Below are 20,053 nucleotides of genomic sequence, written 5' to 3'. Positions count from 1 at the left end.
CAGCGGTTCTATCTGTGAAATCGCATTTCAGCCGAGATGATTTGCGCGAACTGGCCGAGGAAACACTATGAGTGACCTTTCCCCTGGAGCATCACCCTCGGCTCGCCGGGTCACCAAACCGACACCACCCACCGCCAACGGCACGTCCGATCCGATGCAGGATCTGCTGCACGCATTGCAGGCGATGCGGGCGGGCGATTTCTCGGTACGGATGACCGGCGATCACATCGGCATCGAGGGCAAGATCGCCGACACCTTCAACGAAATCGTCGCCGCCAACCAGCGAATGGCGCAGCAACTGGAGCACGTCGGCCAGGTCGTCGGCCGCGAAGGCAAGACGCGGCAGCGCGTCAAGTTCGACTTGTCGAGCGGATCGTGGGCGGACATGGAGGGTTCCGTCAATACGCTGATCGACGACCTGCTATGGCCGACCCGCGAAGTCACGCGCGCGGTCGCCGCCGTGGCCCAAGGTAATCTGCTGCAGACCGTGCAGCTCGATGTCGACGGCCGCCCACTTGGCGGCGAATTCTTGCAGTCGGCCACCATCGTCAACACGATGATCAAGCAGCTTTCCGTGTTCACCTCGGAAGTGACGCGCGTGGCGCGCGAGGTCGGCACCGAGGGCAAGCTCGGCGGCCAGGCCCAGGTGCCGGAAGTGACAGGCGTCTGGAAGGATTTGACCGAGAGCGTCAACTCGATGGCCAACAACCTGACCGGCCAGGTCCGCAACATCGCCGAGGTCACCATTGCGGTCGCCAACGGCGACCTGTCGAAGAAGATCACGGTCGACGTCCGCGGCGAGATCCTACAGCTCAAGGAAGCCATCAACACGATGGTGGACCAGCTCCGATCCTTCGCTTCCGAAGTGACGCGTGTGGCCCGCGAGGTCGGCACCGACGGCAAGCTCGGCGGCCAGGCCATCGTCCCCGGCGTCGCCGGCACCTGGAAGGATCTGACCGACTCCGTCAACGCGATGTGCGGCAACCTCACCGCCCAGGTCCGCAACATCGCCAACGTCACCACGGCGGTCGCCCGCGGCGATCTTTCGCGCAAGATCACGGTGGACGTCCGCGGCGAAATCCTGGAGCTGAAGGACACCATCAACACGATGGTCGACCAGCTCAACTCGTTCGCTTCAGAAGTGACCCGCGTCGCCCGCGAAGTCGGCACCGAAGGCAAGCTCGGCGGTCAGGCCCAGGTCCCCGGCGTCGCCGGCACCTGGAAGGATCTCACCGACAACGTCAACTTCATGGCCTCCAACCTGACGGCGCAGGTCCGCAACATCGCCGACGTCGCGACCGCGATTGCCGGCGGCGACCTCTCCAAGAAGATCACGGTGAACGTCTCGGGCGAAATCCTTCAGCTGAAGGAAACGCTCAACACGATGGTCGACCAGCTCAACGCCTTCGCCGGCGAAGTGACGCGCGTGGCGCGCGAAGTCGGCACCGAGGGACGGCTCGGCGGCCAGGCCAACGTGCTCGGTGTCGCCGGCACCTGGAAGGATCTCACCGAGAGCGTCAACTCGATGGCGAGCAATTTGACGGCGCAGGTCCGCAACATCGCCGAGGTGACGACCGCGGTCGCCAACGGCGACCTGTCGAAGAAGATCACGGTGGACGTGCGCGGCGAAATTCTCGAACTGAAAGACACCATTAATACGATGGTGGACCAGCTCAACGCCTTTGCCGGTGAAGTGACGCGCGTGGCGCGCGAGGTCGGTACCGAAGGCAAGCTCGGTGGCCAGGCCAACGTGCGCGGCGTCGCCGGCACCTGGAAGGACCTCACCGACAACGTCAATTCGATGGCCGGCAACCTCACCGGTCAGGTCCGCAACATCGCCGAGGTCGCGACCGCGGTGGCGAAGGGCGACCTGTCGAAGAAGATCACGGTCAACGTGTCCGGTGAAATCCTTCAATTAAAGGAAACGCTGAACACGATGGTCGACCAGCTCAACGCCTTCGCCGGCGAAGTGACGCGCGTGGCGCGCGAGGTCGGCACCGACGGCAAGCTCGGCGGCCAGGCCCAGGTGACCGGGGTCGCCGGCACCTGGAAGGATCTCACCGACAGCGTGAACTCGATGGCCGGCAATCTGACGGCGCAGGTCCGCAACATCGCCGAGGTCGCGACCGCAATCGCCGGCGGCGACCTGTCGCGCAAGATCACGGTCGACGTGCGCGGCGAAATCCTGCAGCTCAAGGAAACGCTCAACACGATGGTCGACCAGCTCAACCGCTTCGCCGGTGAAGTGACCCGCGTGGCGCGCGAGGTCGGCACCGAGGGGCGGCTCGGCGGCCAGGCCAACGTGCCCGGTGTCGCCGGCACCTGGAAAGACCTCACCGATAACGTCAACTCGATGGCCGGCAATTTGACCGGCCAGGTCCGCAACATCGCCGAAGTGACGACGGCGGTGGCGAAGGGCGACCTGTCGAAGAAGATCACCGTCGACGTCAAGGGCGAGATTCTGGAACTGAAGAATACCGTCAACACGATGGTGGACCAGCTCAACGCCTTCGCCTCGGAAGTCACCCGCGTCGCGCGCGAAGTCGGCACCGAAGGCAAGCTCGGCGGCCAGGCCCAGGTGCCTGAGGTGGCCGGCACCTGGAAGGACCTCACCGACAACGTCAACTTCATGGCCTCCAACCTGACCGCGCAGGTCCGCAACATCGCCGAAGTCGCCACCGCCATCGCCGGCGGTGACCTGTCGAAGAAGATCACGGTCGACGTCCGCGGCGAAATCCTGCTGCTCAAAGACACCCTCAATACGATGGTCGAGCAGCTTCGCTCGTTCGCCGCCGAAGTGACGCGCGTGGCGCGCGAGGTCGGCACCGAGGGACGATTGGGCGGCCAGGCCGTGGTGCCCGGCGTCGGCGGCACCTGGAAGGATTTGACAGATAACGTCAACCTTCTGGCGGCCAACCTCACCACGCAGGTCCGCAACATCGCCGAAGTCACCACCGCCGTGGCCCGCGGCGACCTGTCGCGCAAGATCACGGTCGACGTGAAGGGCGAAATCCTCGAACTGAAGAACACCATCAACACGATGGTCGACCAGCTCAACGCCTTTGCCGGCGAAGTGACGCGCGTGGCGCGCGAAGTGGGCACCGAGGGCAAGCTCGGCGGTCAGGCGCAGGTGCCCGGCGTCGCCGGTACCTGGAAGGACCTCACCGACACCGTGAACTTCATGGCCGCCAACCTGACCGAGCAGGTGCGCGGCATCGTCAAGGTCGTGACCGCGGTCGCCGACGGCGACCTGAAGCAGAACCTGACCGTGAAATCGAAGGGCGAAGTCGCAGCCCTTGCCGACACCATCAACAACATGACCGAGACGCTCGCTACCTTCGCCGACCAGGTCACCAGCGTGGCGCGCGAAGTCGGCGTCGAGGGACGGCTCGGCGGCCAGGCCAACGTGCCCGGCGCCGCCGGCACCTGGAAGGACCTCACCGGCAACGTCAACCTGCTTGCCGCCAACCTGACCTCGCAGGTGCGCGCGATCGCCGAAGTCGCGACCGCCGTGACCAAGGGCGACCTGACCCGCTCGATCCAGGTCGACGCCCGCGGCGAAGTGGCTGAACTCAAGGACAACATCAACACGATGATCGGCAACCTTCGTCTGACGACGCAGGTGAATACCGAACAGGACTGGCTGAAGACCAACCTCGCCAAATTCACGAACATGCTGCAGGGCCAGCGCGACCTCACGACCGTTGGACGGCTGCTGCTGACCGAACTGGCGCCGCTGATCAACGCCCATATGGGCGTGATCTACCAGGCCGAGAATGCCGATAGCCCGCAGTTGCGCCTGCTCTCGGCCTATGCCGGCGACGGGGCCAATCCGCATCCGCAAGTCGTGCAATTTGGCGAGGGGCTGATCGGCCAATGCGGGATCGACAAGCGTCAGCGGCTGGTGTCGGACATTCCGACCGACACGGCGCCGATCAATTCGGCGTTGCTGCGCGTCGTTCCGAAAAATCTCGTCGTGCTTCCGGTGTTGTTCGAAAACCAGGTCAAGGCGGTGATCGAGCTGTCTTCGATCTCTTCGTTCACGACCTCGCAGATGACCTTCCTCGAACAGCTCACCGACTCTATCGGCATCGTGCTCAACTCGATCGAGGCCACGATGCAGACCGAGGGCCTGCTCAAGCAATCCCAGCAGCTCGCCGGCGAATTGCAGACCCAGCAGAAGGAACTGCAGCAGACCAACGAACAGCTCGAACAGAAGGCCCAGCAGCTTGCCGAGCGCAACGTCGAGGTGGAAAGAAAGAACCAGGAAATCGAGCAGGCGCGGCGCGCGCTCGAAGAAAAGGCGACCGAGCTTTCGCTGACCTCGAAGTACAAGTCCGAATTCCTCGCCAACATGTCGCATGAGCTGCGCACGCCGCTCAATAGCATCCTGATCCTCGGCCAGCAGCTCACCGAAAATCCGGAGGGCAATCTGTCGGCAAAACAGGTCGAGTTCGCCCGCACCATCCACGGCGCCGGCACCGACCTGCTCAACCTGATCAGCGACATCCTCGACCTGTCGAAGATCGAATCCGGTACCGTGACCGTCGATGCCGAGGAGATCCTGACATCGAGCCTGCTGGAGACCGTCGGCCGGCCGTTCAGGCACGAAGCCGACAACCGCCAGCTCTCGTTCACCGTGGACGTCGACGCGAATCTCGCCCGCAGCATGGTGACCGACTCCAAGCGCCTGCAGCAGGTTCTGAAGAACCTGCTGTCGAACGCATTCAAGTTCACCGCGGAGGGCGGCGTGAGGCTGAACGTATCGGCCGCCGTCGGCGGCTGGAGCGTCGAGCACCCGATCCTCAATCACGCGCCCGCCGTCATCGCCTTCGAGGTGACCGACACCGGAATCGGCATTCCGCTGGAGAAACAGAAACTGATCTTCGAGGCATTCCAGCAGGCCGACGCCGGCACCAGCCGGAAATACGGCGGCACCGGTCTCGGCCTCGCCATCAGCCGCGAGCTCGCGGGCCTGCTCGGCGGTGAAATTCACCTGCGCAGCGCGCCCGGCAAGGGCTCTACCTTCGTGCTCTATCTGCCGCTGAAATATTCCGGTCCGACGGTTTCGCCACGGGTCCCTGGCCCGTCGCCGTTCGCGTCGACGCCGGCGCTGCAGGCCGCAGCGACGCAGGAGCGGGTCATCGAGCAATTGCCGGACGATCGCCTCAACCTCGAGCCGGGAGATACCATCCTCCTGATCGTCGAGGACGATCCGCATTATGCCCGGGTACTGATCGATCTGGCGCGCGACAAGGGCTTCAAGGTGCTTGTCGCCAGCCGTGGCGCCGAGGCGCTCGAACTCGCCAAGCAATTCCAGCCGGCCGCGGTCTCGCTCGACGTGTTCCTGCCGGACATGCTGGGCTGGACCGTGCTGAGCCAGCTCAAGCACAATCCGCTGACGCGGCACATTCCGGTGCAGATCATCACGCTCGACGAAGACCGCCAGCATGCGCTGGCGCGCGGCGCCTTCTCCTTCGTCAACAAGCCGACGACGACCGAGGGCGTCAGCGCGGCGCTGTCGCAGATCAAGGAATACGCAAAACCCCGACGCAAGCGCCTTCTGATCGTCGAGGACAATGCCGCCGAGCAGATGAGCATCACCGAATTGCTCGGCCACGACGACATCGAGATCCTCACTGCCGACACCGGCGCCGATGCGTTGTCGATGCTGCGCGACCAGCCATGGGACTGCGTCGTGCTGGATCTGCGGCTGCCAGATATGAGCGGCTTCGAGGTGCTCGACCGGCTTCGCAAAGACGAAACGCTATCGAACGTACCCGTCGTGGTGTTCACGGGACGGGAACTTTCGGCCGAGGAGGATGCGGAACTTCACACCATGGCGAGGAGCATCGTGGTGAAAGGCGTCGAGTCGCCGGAACGCCTGCTCGACGAAACGTCGCTGTTTTTGCACCGTGTGATCACGGAATTGCCGGTCGTGAAGCAGAGGATGCTCGAAAAGCTCAATAGTTCCGATGAGGATCTCGTTGGCAAAACCGCGCTCCTGGTGGACGATGACGCCCGGAACATCTTTGCGCTGTCGAGCGTATTAGAACGGCGCGGAATGAAGGTGCTGACCGCGACGACCGGCCATGAGGCCATCGCGCTGGTCGAGTCCAACCCCAATATCGCAATCGTGCTGATGGATATCATGATGCCGCAGATGGACGGATATCAGACCATCGGCGTCATCAGGCAAAACCCGTCCTTCGGCCGCCTTCCGATCATCGCGCTGACCGCCAAGGCGATGAAGGGCGACCGCGAGAAATGTCTCGAAGCCGGCGCTTCGGACTATCTCGCCAAACCCGTCAATACCGAGCAGTTGCTGCTCGCCATTCGAATGTGGCTCCACCGCTGATCGGCGTAAGCATGATGGATTACGACAAGGTAAACATCCTTCTGGTTGACGATCAGCCGGCGAAGCTGCTCGCCTATGAAGTCATCCTGAAGGAACTCGGCGAGAATTTGGTCAAGGCTTCGTCCGGGCGCGAAGCGCTTGAGTTCCTGCTCAAGAACGATGTCGCCATCATCCTGGTCGATGTCTGCATGCCGGAACTGGACGGGTTCGAACTCGCCGCCATGATCCGCGAACATCCCCGCTTCCAGAAGACGGCGATGATATTCATCTCCGCCATACAGGTCAGCGACATCGACCGGCTGCGCGGCTATGAGATGGGCGCGGTCGATTATGTTCCGGTGCCGGTCGTGCCGGAAGTGTTGCGCGCCAAGATCAAGGTGTTTGCCGAGCTCTATCGCAAGACGCGCCAACTCGAGCGCCTCAACGTCGAGCTCGAGGATCGCGTTCGCGCCCGCACCGCCGAACTGGAGGAATCGCACGCAAGACTGCTGGAAAGCGAACAGCGCCGCAGCCTCGCGATCGCCGCCGGCAAAATGGGATCCTGGGACTGGGACTGGGTCAACGGCGACTGGATGTGGGACGACGGCCAGTACCAGATCCTCGGCATCGATCCCGGCAAGTTCGACCTGACGCCGGCCAATATCCAGGCGCTGTTTCACCCCGACGACGTACGGGGATTGCACGAGGCGTGGGCGAGCTTTGCCCGAGGCGAGAAATCATACGAAGCGGAATTCCGCATCGTCCGGCCGACCGGCGAGGTGCGGTGGTGCGCGGGCACGGCGGCGGCGAGCACCGACAAGGGCGGCCGTGTCATCCGCGTCAGTGGCGTCACCGTCGATATCACCGAGCGCAAACAGGCCGAGGAGCGCCAGAACCTGCTGGCGCGAGAGGTCGATCACCGTGCCAAGAACGCGCTGGCGCTGGCGCAATCCATCGTTCGGCTGACGCGCGGCGAAAATGTGAAGACCTACGTCCGTTCGGTCGAAGGACGGATCAACGCGCTGGCGCGGGTGCATACCGTGCTTTCGCTGTCGGGCTGGCAGGGCGCGGAAATAAGAAAACTGATCGACGAGGAGCTGGCGCCCTATTCCACCGGCGACCAGATCGCGTTGCGTGGTCCGGAGATCCAACTCGAGCCGGCGACGGCCCAGACTGTCGCGCTGGCGCTGCACGAACTCGTCACCAACTCGGCGAAGTATGGCGCCCTGACGACGCAGTCGGGCCGGCTGTCGGTGCACTGGGAAGACCAGGCGGGCCTTCTCAAGATCATATGGATGGAGACCGGCGGTCCGCCGGTCGAGAAGCCGGTATCGCGAGGGTTCGGAACCAGAAGCGTGATCGCCAGCATCGAGTCGCAGCTCGGCGGCCAGGCGGAATTCGATTGGCGCCCGGAAGGCCTCGTTTGCTGCCTCTCGGTCCCCTTGTCGCAACGGCAGCTTGCCGCCGATCCGGTTGCGCTCCGCGAGACCGCCGTCGACGGCAACGGCTTGCGACGCGCCGAGCGGTAGCCCGGCGCTTGACCCTATCGTCGAGTTTTCCTCCCGGCATCGTCCGGTAATATGTACCCTTGAGCTGATTCCTGTCGAAGCGTCGTTAGCGTAACCTCGGAGGAGCGATTCCAGCGGCGTCGATACCAGTGGCGCCAGGTATCGGCTGGATGTCCGACCGCGCCGGATGGATTGTTTTCGCGCGTTTGACGCTTTTGACATGGCGCGTTCGCTGCCAGTTTGCCGGAGACGACAATGGGTGACGAGCGCAACATCTTTCTTTCGAACATGCCGGCGACCCGCCGCGATCGCATGCCCGCGCTCGCCGTCGTCATCGTCTTGGCCATGCTGTTCGTCGCCGCCGTGCCGTTTGCCGGCGTGCCGCTTGATCCGATCCCGGCATTCATTGCGAGCTATCAGTCCGCACTGGCCATCAACGACCTGATCACCGCCGTCCTGTTGTTTTCGCAGTTCGCGGTTTCCCGCTCGCGGGCGCTGCTGCTGCTCGCCAGCGGGTATTTGTTCACGGCGATGGCGGCTATCGTCCACGCCCTCACCTTTCCCGGCCTGTTCGCGCCCGGAGGGCTGCTCGGCGCGGGAACGCAGACCACCGTCTGGCTCTACATGATCTGGCACGGCGTATTTCCGCTGCTCGTCCTCGGCTATGCCTTGCTGAAGGCAAGGCACAACGAGCCGAAGGTACAGGGCGCGACCGGTGCGGCAATCATTACCAGCATCGTTGTGGTTGTTGTCGCGATGGCCGCGTTCACCTGGATCGTCACCGCGCAACACGACCGGCTGCCGATCCTGCTGAGCGACGGCCATTACACGCCCGTCATGCTCACCGTGGTCACGACCGTATGGTGCCTCAGCCTCGCTGCATTGGCGGTGCTGTGGCTGCGCAGGCCGCACTTCGTCCTCGACGTCTGGCTGATGGTGGTGATGTGCGCATGGCTGTTCGACATCGCCCTGTCGGCGATGCTGAACGTGGCACGTTTCGACGTCGGCTTCTATCTTGGCCGCATCTACGGCCTTTCCGCCGCGAGCTTCGTGCTCGCCGTCCTGCTCGTCGACAATGTCGGCCTGCAGGCCAAGCTGGCTCGCCTGCTGGGCGTGGTCCGCCGGGAAGCCGCCTCCGAGCGACGTCTGCGCACCGAACGCGAAAGCCTGTTCAGCGCAGTCGTGGAATCGTCCAACGACGCCATCATCACCAAGTTGCTGGACGGCACCATTACCGGCTGGAACGGAGCCGCCGAACGCCTGTTCGGCTTCACGGCAGCGGAGGCGATCGGCAAGAGCATCAACATCATCGTGCCGCCGGGCCGCCAGAGCGATGTACGCAGTATCATCGAACGGACCAGCCGGGGCGAACCGGTCGAACCTTTCGAAACGTCGCGCGTGCACAGGGATGGCCGCCCCCTCGACGTTTCGCTGAGCATCTCCCCGATCCGCTCGGCCACCGGCAAGCTCATCGGCATCTCCAAGACCGCGCGCGACGTCACCGAAAGCAAGCGGACGGAGGATGCGCTCAACCAGGAAATCGAGGAGCGACGGCGCATCTTCGATTCCTCGAACGACCTCATCCTCGTGACCGACACCGCGGGGAATTTCATCCAGGTCAGCCCGAGCGTCACCACGATACTCGGCTATCAGCCGTCCGACATGATCGGGCATAGCGCGGTGGAGTTCATCCACCCCGACGATCTCGAACACACCCGCAGGGAGATGCGGGCGGCGCGACGGGGACAAAGCAAGCGCAATTTCGAGACGCGCTATATCAACAAGGCGGGCAAGGCCGTCGCGCTGAACTGGACCGGGACGTGGTCGGAGCCGGTCCGCCGCCACTTCTTCATCGGCCGGGACCTGACCGAAAAGCAGGCTGCGGAAGCCCAATTGCGGCATGCGCAGAAAATGGATGCGGTCGGCCAGCTCACCGGTGGCGTCGCGCACGACTTCAACAATATCTTGACCGTGATTACCGGAACGATCGGCATTCTGGAAGAAGCCGTCGCCGGCGATCCTCAACTCGCCGCCGTCGCCAAGCTGATTGACGAAGCCGCCGAACGCGGCGCCAACCTGACCAGGCATCTCCTCGCCTTTGCCCGCAAGCAGCCGCTGCAGCCGATCGAGGTCGACGTCAATGCACTGGTGCTGGAGGCGGCGAAGCTGCTGCATCCGACCCTCGGCGAACACATCGAAATCACGCCGCTTCTGGCCGAGGATGCTTGGACGGCGCTGGCCGATCCGAACCAGCTCGCCACGGCCGTGCTCAATCTGGCAATCAACGCGCGCGACGCCATGCCCAATGGCGGCAAGCTCGCGCTCGAGACCAGCAACGTCTATCTCGACGAGAACTATGCCGACACGCAAAGCGAGGTCGCACCCGGCAACTACGTCATGATCGCCGTCAGCGATACCGGCACCGGCATTCCCGCCGCGCTGCTGGAACGGGTATTCGAACCCTTTTTTACCACCAAGGAGGTCGGCCGAGGCACCGGCCTTGGCCTCAGCATGGTGTTCGGCTTCGTCAAGCAGTCAGGCGGACATGTCAAGATCTACAGCGAGGAAGGCCACGGCACCTCCGTCAAGATCTACCTGCCGCGGGCCACGGGACTGCATCAGACCGCGGCGGAAGCGAAGGTCGCGGCTGACATCGAGGGCGGCAACGAAACAATCCTCGTCGTCGAGGACGATTCACTGGTGCGCCGCTACGTGATGACCCAGATCGAGAGCCTGGGCTACACCACGCTCGAGGCGGCCAACGCGTCCGACGCCCTGCAGATCGTCGACAATGTCGCCAACATCGATCTGCTTTTCACCGACGTGATCATGCCCGGCAACATGAACGGCCGCCAACTGGTCGACGAAGCCCTCAAGCGCCGGCCGGGCCTCAAGACGCTCTATACGTCCGGATATACGGAGAACGCCATCGTCCATCACGGCCGGCTGGATTCCGGCGTGCTGCTGCTGGCGAAACCCTACCGCAAATCAGAGCTCGCCAGGATGATCCGGCTGGCGCTTGCCAGTTGAAGCATTCTCGACGGCTGATATATCCGTGGAGCACACCCAGATCGATACAGCTCCCCAACGGACCGGCGCCTTGAAAAACCTCCTCACCGATATTGCCGGCGTTCGCGTCGGCCACGCCCACGACGCAACTGTAGCCTCCGGCGTTACCGCGATCCTTTTCGATACTCCCGCGGTCGCCTCGATCGACGTGCGCGGCGGCGGCCCCGGCACCCGTGAGGACGGGTTGCTCAAACCCGAGAGTACGGTCGAGGCGATTGACGGTATCGCGCTTTCCGGCGGCTCGGCGCTCGGACTGGATGCTGCGGGCGGCGTTCAGGCCTGGCTTGCCGAACAAGGCCGGGGTTTAAGAATCCGTGAGGCGGTCATTCCGATCGTTCCGGGCGCGATCTGCTTCGATCTGCTCAACGGCGGCAACAAGGCATGGGGACGCTTCCCGCCCTATCGCGATCTCGGCTACGCCGCGGCTTGCGCGGCAAGCGATGATTTCGCGCTCGGCAGCGTCGGCGCCGGCCTCGGCGCGACGACCGCCAATTTCAAGGGCGGGCTCGGTTCGGCGTCTGCGCAGACCGGCGACGGCGTATCCGTCGGGGCGCTCGCCGTCGTCAACGCCGTCGGCAGCGTGACCGTCGGCGACGGGCCATGGTTTTGGGCGGCGCCGTTCGAACTGAGCAACGAATTTGGCGGGCGCGGATTGCCCCCTGCGTTCACGCCCGACATGCTCAGCGCACGCCTCAAGGGCGGCCCGGCTGCGGCGTCTTCGGAAAATACCACGCTGGTGGTCGTGGTCACGGACGCCGTGCTGACCAAAGCGCAGGCCAAACGGCTGGCGATGATCGCGCACACCGGAATGGCGCGCGCGATCTATCCCGTCCATGCCACGACGGATGGCGACGTGGTGTATGCCGCCGCGACCGGCAAGAAGCCGATCGATCCCCGGTCCGGCCTCACCGAACTCGGCATGGTCGCCGCCAACACGGTCTCCCGCGCGATCGCGCGCGGCGTTCACAGTGCGGTCGCGCTGCCCTTTCTGGGCGCGCTACCGGCGTGGGGCGATCGCTTCGGCTAGGTCGCACTCCGAAACGATCTCGCCGGGTCTCGTGGTCAGACGCTCACCGAGAGCGATGAAGTGGTGCCTGATGAAATTGCCAGGGCCTGACGCTGGATCATCTGCTCAATGAAATTGTAGGACGATGTCGCTGATGCGGATGAGCTTTTGCCCGCCGCCGACGTCATCGATACCTTCGAGCCATCCGCATAGGTCAGCGAGGTCGTCACCGAACCGTCGCTGTTGGTGACCGATGTGCTGGAAGCGCCCTGCAGCGCCTGCGAGAATGGATCGGAGCCGGATCCGTCGCCATCGCCGACTTTATCACGATCGTGGTGATGCCCCTTGGGTTTCAGCGCCGATGCCAGCTCCTTGAGGCTGACCGAGCCGTCGCCGTCCTTGTCGAGCTTGCCGAACACGCTGTCGGCCTGCGTGAGGTTGGTGCCCCCTGCGCCGAGCGCCGTTTCGAATTCTTTCTTGCTGATCTTGCCGTTACCGTCGCCATCGATCTGCCCGAACAGGTCCTTCAAAGCGGCCGAGCGGCTCTTGGATGCCGTCGCCGACCCTGCTGAGATCTGGCTCTGTGCGTCGAGCAGCGCGCTCATGGTTTCCGTTGATATCGGCGTACCGCCGCCCGATCCGGATCCCGGTCCGATCGAAGCCGGCGCACTCGCGGACGACAGACCGAACGTGGTTGCAGCGTCCTGGCTGGCGCCGGTGGTTTGCGCAGACGACTTCGACGACGTCAGCGCCTTGAGGGCATTGAATGCCGATGACGCAGCGCCCAGAGCAAAGAACATGGCAGAACTCCCACAAGACCGCGCGGGGCGGCCGACAGCTCGTACGAGTTCCTTCTCAGCAAGCGCCGTGCCATTCGGAAAAACCCAATAAAACCGGGCTTTCCCGCATCCGATTCCGTCCGGCGAACCCGGCAATAGCTGCCCGCTCCGGCAGATTTTTCCGCCCACAGGAGACGTCGGCGGCCGCATTGCCCCCGGCCCGCCCCCATGTTACGCGGGGCCATTCCGCCCCTCGAAGAGATTTGGGAAAGCGCACATGTCCCAGCAGTTTGCGTCGCGTCCCCTCGTCATCGCGCCGTCGATCCTGGCGGCGGATTTCGCCAAACTGGGCGAGGAAGTCCGCGCCGTCGATGCGGCGGGCGCCGACTGGATCCATCTCGATGTGATGGACGGGCATTTCGTGCCGAACATTTCCTACGGACCTGATGTCATCAAGGCGATGCGCCCGCACACCAAGAAGATTTTTGACGCGCATCTGATGATCGCGCCCTGCGATTCCTATCTCGAGGCGTTCGCAAAAGCGGGCTGCGATCATATCACCGTCCATGCCGAGGCCGGCCCGCATCTGCATCGCTCGCTGCAGGCGATCCGTGCGCTCGGCAAGAAGGCCGGCGTCTCGCTCAACCCGGGTACCCCGGCGAGCGCGATCGAATATGTCATCGACCTGATCGATCTCGTGCTGGTCATGTCGGTCAATCCCGGTTTTGGCGGCCAGGCCTTCATCAAGTCGGCGCTCGGCAAGATCAGCGACATCAGGGCGATGACGGCGGGACGCCCGATCGACATCGAGGTCGACGGCGGCGTTGCGCCAGATGTTGCCGGACAGTTGGCCGCCGCCGGCGCCAACGCGCTGGTCGCGGGCTCGGCCGTGTTCAAGGGCGGCACGATGGAGGCCTACAAGGCCAATATTTCCGCGATCCGCAACGCGGCGGCGCTGTCGCGCGGCGAAGCGATCTGACGGATTTCCGGTCCCGCCCGCGCGCAGCGGAGGAGTTCTGTGCTCGCAATCAGAACGTTCAGATCTGCCGACCTTGAAGCGCTCTATGCGATCTCGCTTGCAACCGGCCACGAAGGTGGGGACGCTTCTCACCTGTACAAGGATCGTGAGCTGATCGGTCACATCTATTCCGCGCCTTATGCTCTTCTCGAGCCGCGGCTGGCGCTTGTCGTCGAAGACGACGAGGGCGTCGCCGGGTTCGCCGTCGGTACGCCGGACACCGCGAAATGGCAGGAGAGGCTTGAGGCTGAATGGTGGCCAAAACTTCGCCGACAATACGCCGATCCGGCTGCGAGGCCGGCGACCGAATGGTCTGCGGACCAGCGCCGCGCTAACACTGTCTATCGCCCGCAACCTACCCCTCAACAAATTGTCGAGCTCTATCCAGCGCATCTGCATCTGAACCTGTTGGAGAGAACTCAGGGACGTGGCGCTGGAACGATGCTGTTCTTGGAGTGGATGGCCCGCGCCTCGCAGTAGGGAGTCGGGGCCACGCATGTCGGCGTCAACAGCGCGAATGCACGAGCCCTCCGGTTCTGGTCCAGGCGAGGCTTCGATCGCCTGAAGCTCGAGGATGGTGGCCCGGGCAGAACCATCTGGATGGGGCGCTCGTGAGCTCTGGCATGCACGAACTCCGATCCACGATATTTTCCTTTAGCTTACGCCGGCTATTGACCGAAGCACTTCAACCCGGCGAGAGCGTGCTGTGACAGGACCAGCCCGACGCGAGTAGCGAGCAGGAAAGCCACAGCAGGCGTGCAGCGGGCCACGGAACCTGAAAGTCCATGCTGTGGCCACAAATCATCACGCATCTCGCCATAAAGGCAGACCAGCATCCCGTCTTCCACAGATGGGACAGAAATATGATCAAGGCCTACAGCATCGCCGCATTGCTCCTGGTACTCGTGCCCTCCTCCGTGCTCGCGCAGCGCGCAGGCGACGCCGCACTGGGCGCGGTAGCCGGCGCTGTCGTGCTTGGCCCGGTCGGGGCCGTCGCCGGAGCCTTCGTCGGCTATACGGCCGGGCCTTCGATCTCGCGGTCGTGGGGACTGGAAGGCTCGCGGTCGTCGCGGCACCGCAGGCAATCTTCAAGGGAGAGCGTACGCGGCGCTCGGGCGGAAGCCGTCGCCCCCGCAGCCAATTCCGCCGGTCAGGCCGAACGGGGCGGCCGCGCCGCCAGCTATCCTGCGCCGAACCCGCCGCGCTCCGGCAGCAAGCTACCGCCCGTCCAGACTCTCGACTGAGCGCATTCGAGCCTGATCTGTTGCCGGCCGTCAGCGCGCCAGCGTGGGCGCGTACTCATCAATCGAGATTGATTGGCGCTGCTTGACCGATGTCCGCTTTGCCCCGGTAGCACCAAACTCCGCACTGCGCCGAAAACGCTAGGTGCCAGAAGCCGACCTGCTGACATTCAGCGGCGCGAAGGCTACAGTTTCGTCACAGCCAGCCAGCTTAATTTGCTTGGGGGCGTTTGATGACCAGTCTTTATTTCGAAGAGGTTGAAGTTGGCAAATTGCGCGTGGCTGGTCCTTACCTCGTCTCGAGGGACGAGATCATTGAATTCGCTAAAAAGTTCGATCCGCAGCCCTTCCACACTAATGAAGAAGCTGCCGCGCGCTCAGTTTTTGCAGGACTAACAGCATCGGCTGCCCACACGTTCGCGATAGTAATTTCGCTGCTGAGCAGGACAGAGCCTTTTTCGCTTCGTATCCTTGCCGGGCTCGGCTGGGATGAACTCAGGCTGCCGATTCCGGTGCGTCCAGGCGACGAACTTGGTCTTGAAGTGGCCGTTTTAGAGAAGCGCGAGTCGAAGTCTAGTTCTGATAGGGGCATTATCCGCAACCAGATGCACCTCCACAATCAAAAACGCGAAATGGTGTTGCAATGCATCAACACCGTCCTCGTCGCGCGCCGACCAGTTGCGAAATCCTGAGACGTTTGAAAGGTGTGCGTTGGGCGCCCTTACGCTTGCTCTGGTTCAGACACCAGACGGGTTGTCCAATGTCTGTTGTGGGTCGTTCGCTCGCTGGTGGATCGACGATGAAAGTTCGCGCCGATTATTTGATTTCATCCCCCAGAGGCACCACCGCCAGCCGCGGCGGCCGGACCACCGTTACGCTGCATGCGGCCTCGGCCGCGACCTTGGCCGAGACGCTGCCCAGAAACGTACGCAGCATCGAATTCTGCCGCGCGCCGATCACGATGTGATCGACATGATTGATCCGGGTGAATTCCAGGATCGCGGCGGCGGGATCGACCGCCTCCAGCACATGCACCGTGAGCCGGCTTTCATCCAGCTCCAGCGGCTGCGCCCAGTGCCGCAGCGCGACCATGCGGTCGATATGCTTGTTGTTGCCCTGCTCGTCCAGCGTCCGGTCGATGGTGATGAGCCCGAGCTTGAGCACGTTCAGACAGGCGAGCCGCGCCGACGGCAATGTCGAGAGGAGCTGCGCGGCGGTCCGGCGCAGGCATTCGTTGAGCGCTCCCGAGCCTTCCTCGGTATCGATCGCAACGACCACGATCGGACCCGAGGCCAGTTGGGCCGCGACATCGGATTTCGGTTTCGGCTGGGTCAGCTCGCGATTGAAGCGGCGGCGCCACACCGTAGAGAGCGGATCGCGCTGCAACCGTTCTGAGCGCGCCGTCAGCTTGATCTGCTCAGGGTGCGCCAGTTCGAACGCCAGTTGGGAAGCCGTCGGATGGCGCCACACCGGCTCGATCTCGAGGCAGCGCAGCACGATTTCCTGCAGCCAGGGCGGATAGTCGGGCCGCAGCTTGCGCGGTGGATAAGGATCGCGCCACAGCCTTCGCCGCATGCCGCGCAGCGTTTCGCTCTCGCCGAACGGCCGCTCGCCGGTGGTGAAGAAATACAACAGCACGCCCAGCGAAAACAGGTCGCTGCGCGGATCGTCGCGGACGCCGAGCAGGCGCTCCGGCGCCATGTAGGGCGCGGTGCCGTAGGGCAGACGGAATTCTTCCTGCAGCAGATCCGGCAACTGGTTGTGATGCGACAGGCCGAAATCGATCAGCACGCATTCGCCGGAGGGGCGGAACATGATGCTGCTCGGCTTGATGTCGTGGTGAATGACGTTCTGCCGGTGCAGGTCCGCCAGCGCGGTGGCGATTTGTCCCCCGATTACCCTCGCCTCTTCGTAAGGAAGCGGCAATTGGCCGATCCGGCTGTACAGCGTCTTGCCGGGGATGCGCTCCATGACGACGTAAGGCTGCCGGTCGAAATCGCCGGTGCCGTAACAGCCCGGCACGTGCGCACCCGCCAGCCGCGGCACGATCATCTGCTCCATCTCGAAACTGACGATAGCCGCCGGGTCCTCGCCCTCGGCAACCCGCGGGACCTTCATCAACAGCGGCACGGTGATGCCGGGATGCGTCACCGTCCACAGCGCCGCCATGCCGCCCTGGTGGACGCGTTCCCCGATAGTGAAGCCATCAAGTTCCGTGCCCGGCTCGATCAAAGGTTTCACCATTGCTCATTTCCCCACGAGCAAACGATCGGCCAGCCAGTGCGGCAGGCCGTTGGCGCGGATCCGGTCCGCCGCCGCCTCGATATCGTAAGGCACGCGGCAATAGGTGAGCTCGCGCGATGTCGTATCGAGCATTGCGAACGAAGCCGCCGGGTCGCCGTCGCGCGGCTGCCCCACCGAGCCGAGCACGGCGAGCCAGCGGCGGCCGCCGAGCAATTGCACCGGCGCGTCTGACGTCGGAACGAAGCTCGTCATCTTCGCCGCCGATGACATCGAATAGAGCGCCGGCCGATGGATGTGTCCGCAGAAGGTGACATGGGCATCGGTGGCCGCGATGCTGCGCGCGGCGTCCGGCGTATCGCGCACATAGTGCCATCGCGCCGGGTGCGATGCTTCGGAGTGCACATAGAGGCGGTCGTCCTCCCGCCGCGTCAGCGGCAACTCCGCCAGAAAACGCCGCTGCGGCCGGCTTAGCCTGCCGCGCGTCCACTCGATCGCTGCCTGGGCCACGGCATTCATGCTTTCCGACGGGGTGCCGATGGCGTGATCGTGGTTACCCATGACGGCCATGGCGCCGTCATCGACCAGGCCCATCACCGTATCGACCGCCCATTCCGGATCGGCGCCGTAGCCGACGATGTCGCCGAGGCAGACGATCCGCTCCGCACCATGGGCGCGCGCGAAATCGAGACACGCGCTGAACGCCTGCCGGTTGGCATGGATATCGGCAAATATCGCCAGACGCACATTTCCTCCCCGTCGATCATCGCAGCCGTGCCTGCGCGTGTCTTGAGGGATATCAAACAACAGGCTCCTTGTGACGTGCAATCAAGGCTGAGGGGCGCCTGCAGGCTCGTCAGGCTGATCAGATCTGGCGCGATATAGGGAGATGCCCCCCTCGCTATCCCGAGCCGTGGTCTGGCCGCCGAGACATTATTACCCGGTTTATCCAAATAACGGATAACCGGGGATCACGGCAGACGTCACGGAAGTGCCGCCGGAAGCTGACGTCGTGTCCGAAAGAGAGGACGAACGAGACCTATACGGCGGTTCTACCGCCATCGACCGGCAGAATCGCACCATGAACGAAACTGGCGCTGTCAGTCGACAGGAACACTATGACCTCGGCAATCTCCTCGGGCGCGGCCGGGCGCCCGGCAGGCGCTTGCGCCGCGAGCTGTTGCAGAGCCTCGCCCATCGCAGCCGTGCCTTCGGTGCGAGTCGGTCCGGGACTGACTGCATTTATGCGGACGCCCTTGGGTCCATATTCGGCCGCCCATGCTTTGGTCAAAAGATTGATGGCGGATTTGCTCGATCCATAGAGACTCATCCCCGCTACGCCGTAGTCGGCCACCATCGTTGAAACGTTGACGATTGCTCCTTTGCCTCGCTGCGCCATCAACGGCGCCAGCTCGGCGACGAGAAAAAAGGGGGCCTTGACATTGAGCGCAAAGACAGCGTCGAACGTCTCCTCGCCCGTTTCGTGCGTCGGGCCGAATGGAAACACGCCAGCGTTATTGATCAGCACGTCGATATGACCGCTTCCCAGCTCGACGGCCTGTTTCGCGACCGCTCGGGCGCTCGCGGCATCGCGAAGGTCGGACGAGATGAAATCGGCTTTCCCGCCCGCCGCCCGGATTTCGGCAACCGTTCTTTCACCACGTTCCACATTGCGGCCCACGACCATGACATGAACGCCCACCTGCGCCAGTTTGTTGGCCACCGCGCGACCGATGCCGCTCGTCGCTCCGGTGATAAGGGCTGTCGTTGTCATTAGCGCCTCCTTGTCTCGTTCTCTTTGGCAGCCCGACCTACGGACCGGTTGCGCAAAATGATGACAGCGAACGGGGGTACCGAGTAGACGACCACTGCGCATCTGACTTATACGCTAGCCGTATGAGTGACCGGCTCCGGGAATTGACCGCCTTCGTCCGCGCCGGCGAGACCGGCAGCTTCTCTCGCGTCGCGCGCGAACTCGGGGTGTCGCAGCCTACGATATCGCGGATGGTGGCGGACCTCGAGGCGCGGCTGGGAGTGAAGCTTCTCTTGCGCTCCACCCGGCACGTCACGCCGACCGACGCCGGCCGGGTATTTCTCGAACGGGCGCGGCAAATCCTCGGTGATCTCGATGACGCCGAAAATGCGGCACGCGGCGCGGACAGCTTGCGCGGCACGTTGCGTGTGGCGTTGTCGGGGGCATTCGGAACTCGCGAAGTGATCCCCCGCCTGCCTGGCTTCTCAGCGCGGCATCCGAAACTAGGCATCGAGCTGCTGATGTCCGACCGGACCGAAGATCTGATCGCCGAAGGAGCCGATATGGCCTTGCGGTTAGGTCCTTTGCCCGATTCCGGATTCGGCGCGCGGTTACTGGGTAAGGCTCCACGCCTCGTTGTTGCCTCGCCTGATTACCTATCGTGCAGGGGAACGCCGCAAAAACCGGCCGATCTCGCCAGTCACGACTGCATTCTCGGCCCGGGTCTCTCGGGCCGGACGGGCTGGAATTTCGCGCGATCCGGAAAAGCAGCTTCCGTAACCGTCAAGGGATTGATCAAGGTCACCTCAGCCGACGGCGTCATTGCCTGCGCCAAGGCAGGTCTCGGAATAGCCGTCGCCTCGCGATGGATGTGCCGTGCCGAACTCGAGGCTGGCGAGGTCGTCACGATCCTTTCCGACTATCAACTTGATTGGGTCCAACTCCACGCTGTTTACCCCGGTGGCCGTCGACCGTCTCTCAAGGCGCGAACCTTTTCCAATTATCTTGCGGCTCAGCTCATGCACAAAAATGAAAACGGCTGAGGCGTCTACTAGCAGCCGAACGCTGTTTTGCCTTCCAACGTTGGTGGCACGGATGATG

At 63.6% G+C, this 20,053-nt stretch carries 13 protein-coding genes; 9 read left to right on the top strand and 4 right to left on the bottom strand.

The genetic code is table 11. The annotated features are described in order from the left end of the window. Positions 1-67: 67 nt before the first annotated feature. The 4 genes from ACVWVY_RS21490 to ACVWVY_RS21475 all read left to right on the top strand — a co-directional run bounded on the left by ACVWVY_RS21490 (position 68) and on the right by ACVWVY_RS21475 (position 11,941). A complete protein-coding gene (locus ACVWVY_RS21490) occupies positions 68-6,358 on the top strand; it encodes a HAMP domain-containing protein (RefSeq protein ID WP_456628261.1) in 6,291 nt (2,096 codons plus the stop codon). 14 nt (positions 6,359-6,372) lie between these two features. Continuing rightward, positions 6,373-7,866 carry an HWE histidine kinase domain-containing protein gene (locus tag ACVWVY_RS21485; protein ID WP_456632271.1) on the top strand — a complete coding sequence of 498 codons (1,494 nt, stop codon included), beginning with the start codon at positions 6,373-6,375 and terminating at the stop codon, positions 7,864-7,866. Positions 7,867-8,100: 234 nt separating this feature from the next. Beyond that, a complete protein-coding gene (locus tag ACVWVY_RS21480; protein WP_456628260.1) occupies positions 8,101-10,875 on the top strand; it encodes a PAS domain S-box protein in 2,775 nt (924 codons plus the stop codon). Between the two features lie 70 nt (positions 10,876-10,945). Beyond that, on the top strand, positions 10,946-11,941 hold the full coding sequence (locus ACVWVY_RS21475; protein WP_456628259.1) for a P1 family peptidase: 996 nt from the start codon (positions 10,946-10,948) through the stop codon (positions 11,939-11,941). Positions 11,942-11,976: 35 nt separating this feature from the next. Here ACVWVY_RS21475 and ACVWVY_RS21470 read toward each other — a convergent pair whose 3' ends face one another. After that, the gene (locus ACVWVY_RS21470; RefSeq protein ID WP_456628258.1) at positions 11,977-12,720 is read right to left on the bottom strand and encodes an EF-hand domain-containing protein; all 744 of its coding nucleotides are present in this window, start codon (positions 12,718-12,720) and stop codon (positions 11,977-11,979) included. 256 nt (positions 12,721-12,976) lie between these two features. On the opposite strand from ACVWVY_RS21470, the gene rpe reads away from it, so the two are divergent. From rpe to ACVWVY_RS21450, 4 genes are all read left to right on the top strand, one after another. Next, positions 12,977-13,678 (top strand): ribulose-phosphate 3-epimerase, encoded by a 702-nt coding sequence (rpe, locus tag ACVWVY_RS21465; RefSeq protein WP_456628257.1) that lies wholly within the window; start codon positions 12,977-12,979, stop codon positions 13,676-13,678. A gap of 39 nt (positions 13,679-13,717) precedes the next feature. Further along, the gene (locus tag ACVWVY_RS21460; protein ID WP_456628256.1) at positions 13,718-14,197 is read left to right on the top strand and encodes a GNAT family N-acetyltransferase; all 480 of its coding nucleotides are present in this window, start codon (positions 13,718-13,720) and stop codon (positions 14,195-14,197) included. Positions 14,198-14,502: 305 nt separating this feature from the next. After that, complete coding sequence (locus ACVWVY_RS21455) at positions 14,503-14,961, top strand: hypothetical protein (protein WP_456628255.1); 459 nt, start codon at positions 14,503-14,505, stop codon at positions 14,959-14,961. A 230-nt stretch (positions 14,962-15,191) separates the two neighbouring features. Then, the gene (locus tag ACVWVY_RS21450) at positions 15,192-15,650 is read left to right on the top strand and encodes a MaoC/PaaZ C-terminal domain-containing protein (RefSeq protein ID WP_456628254.1); all 459 of its coding nucleotides are present in this window, start codon (positions 15,192-15,194) and stop codon (positions 15,648-15,650) included. A gap of 124 nt (positions 15,651-15,774) precedes the next feature. Here the strand turns inward: ACVWVY_RS21450 and ACVWVY_RS21445 are convergent, their stop codons facing one another. From ACVWVY_RS21445 to ACVWVY_RS21435, 3 genes are all read right to left on the bottom strand, one after another. Continuing rightward, a complete protein-coding gene (locus ACVWVY_RS21445; RefSeq protein WP_456628253.1) occupies positions 15,775-17,202 on the bottom strand; it encodes a protein kinase domain-containing protein in 1,428 nt (475 codons plus the stop codon). 3 nt (positions 17,203-17,205) lie between these two features. After that, positions 17,206-17,946, bottom strand: coding sequence for a metallophosphoesterase family protein (locus tag ACVWVY_RS21440; RefSeq protein WP_456628252.1), 741 nt, complete (start codon positions 17,944-17,946; stop codon positions 17,206-17,208). Between the two features lie 292 nt (positions 17,947-18,238). Beyond that, positions 18,239-18,973, bottom strand: coding sequence for an SDR family NAD(P)-dependent oxidoreductase (locus ACVWVY_RS21435; protein ID WP_456628251.1), 735 nt, complete (start codon positions 18,971-18,973; stop codon positions 18,239-18,241). A 122-nt stretch (positions 18,974-19,095) separates the two neighbouring features. Here ACVWVY_RS21435 and ACVWVY_RS21430 point away from each other — a divergent pair, with 122 nt between their 5' ends. Further along, positions 19,096-19,995, top strand: coding sequence for a LysR family transcriptional regulator (locus ACVWVY_RS21430; protein WP_456628250.1), 900 nt, complete (start codon positions 19,096-19,098; stop codon positions 19,993-19,995). The last annotated feature ends 58 nt before the right edge of the window (positions 19,996-20,053 follow it).

The sequence above is a fragment of the Bradyrhizobium sp. URHC0002 genome, from assembly GCF_054059515.1.
This window is presented reverse-complemented; position numbering and strand designations above follow the sequence as displayed.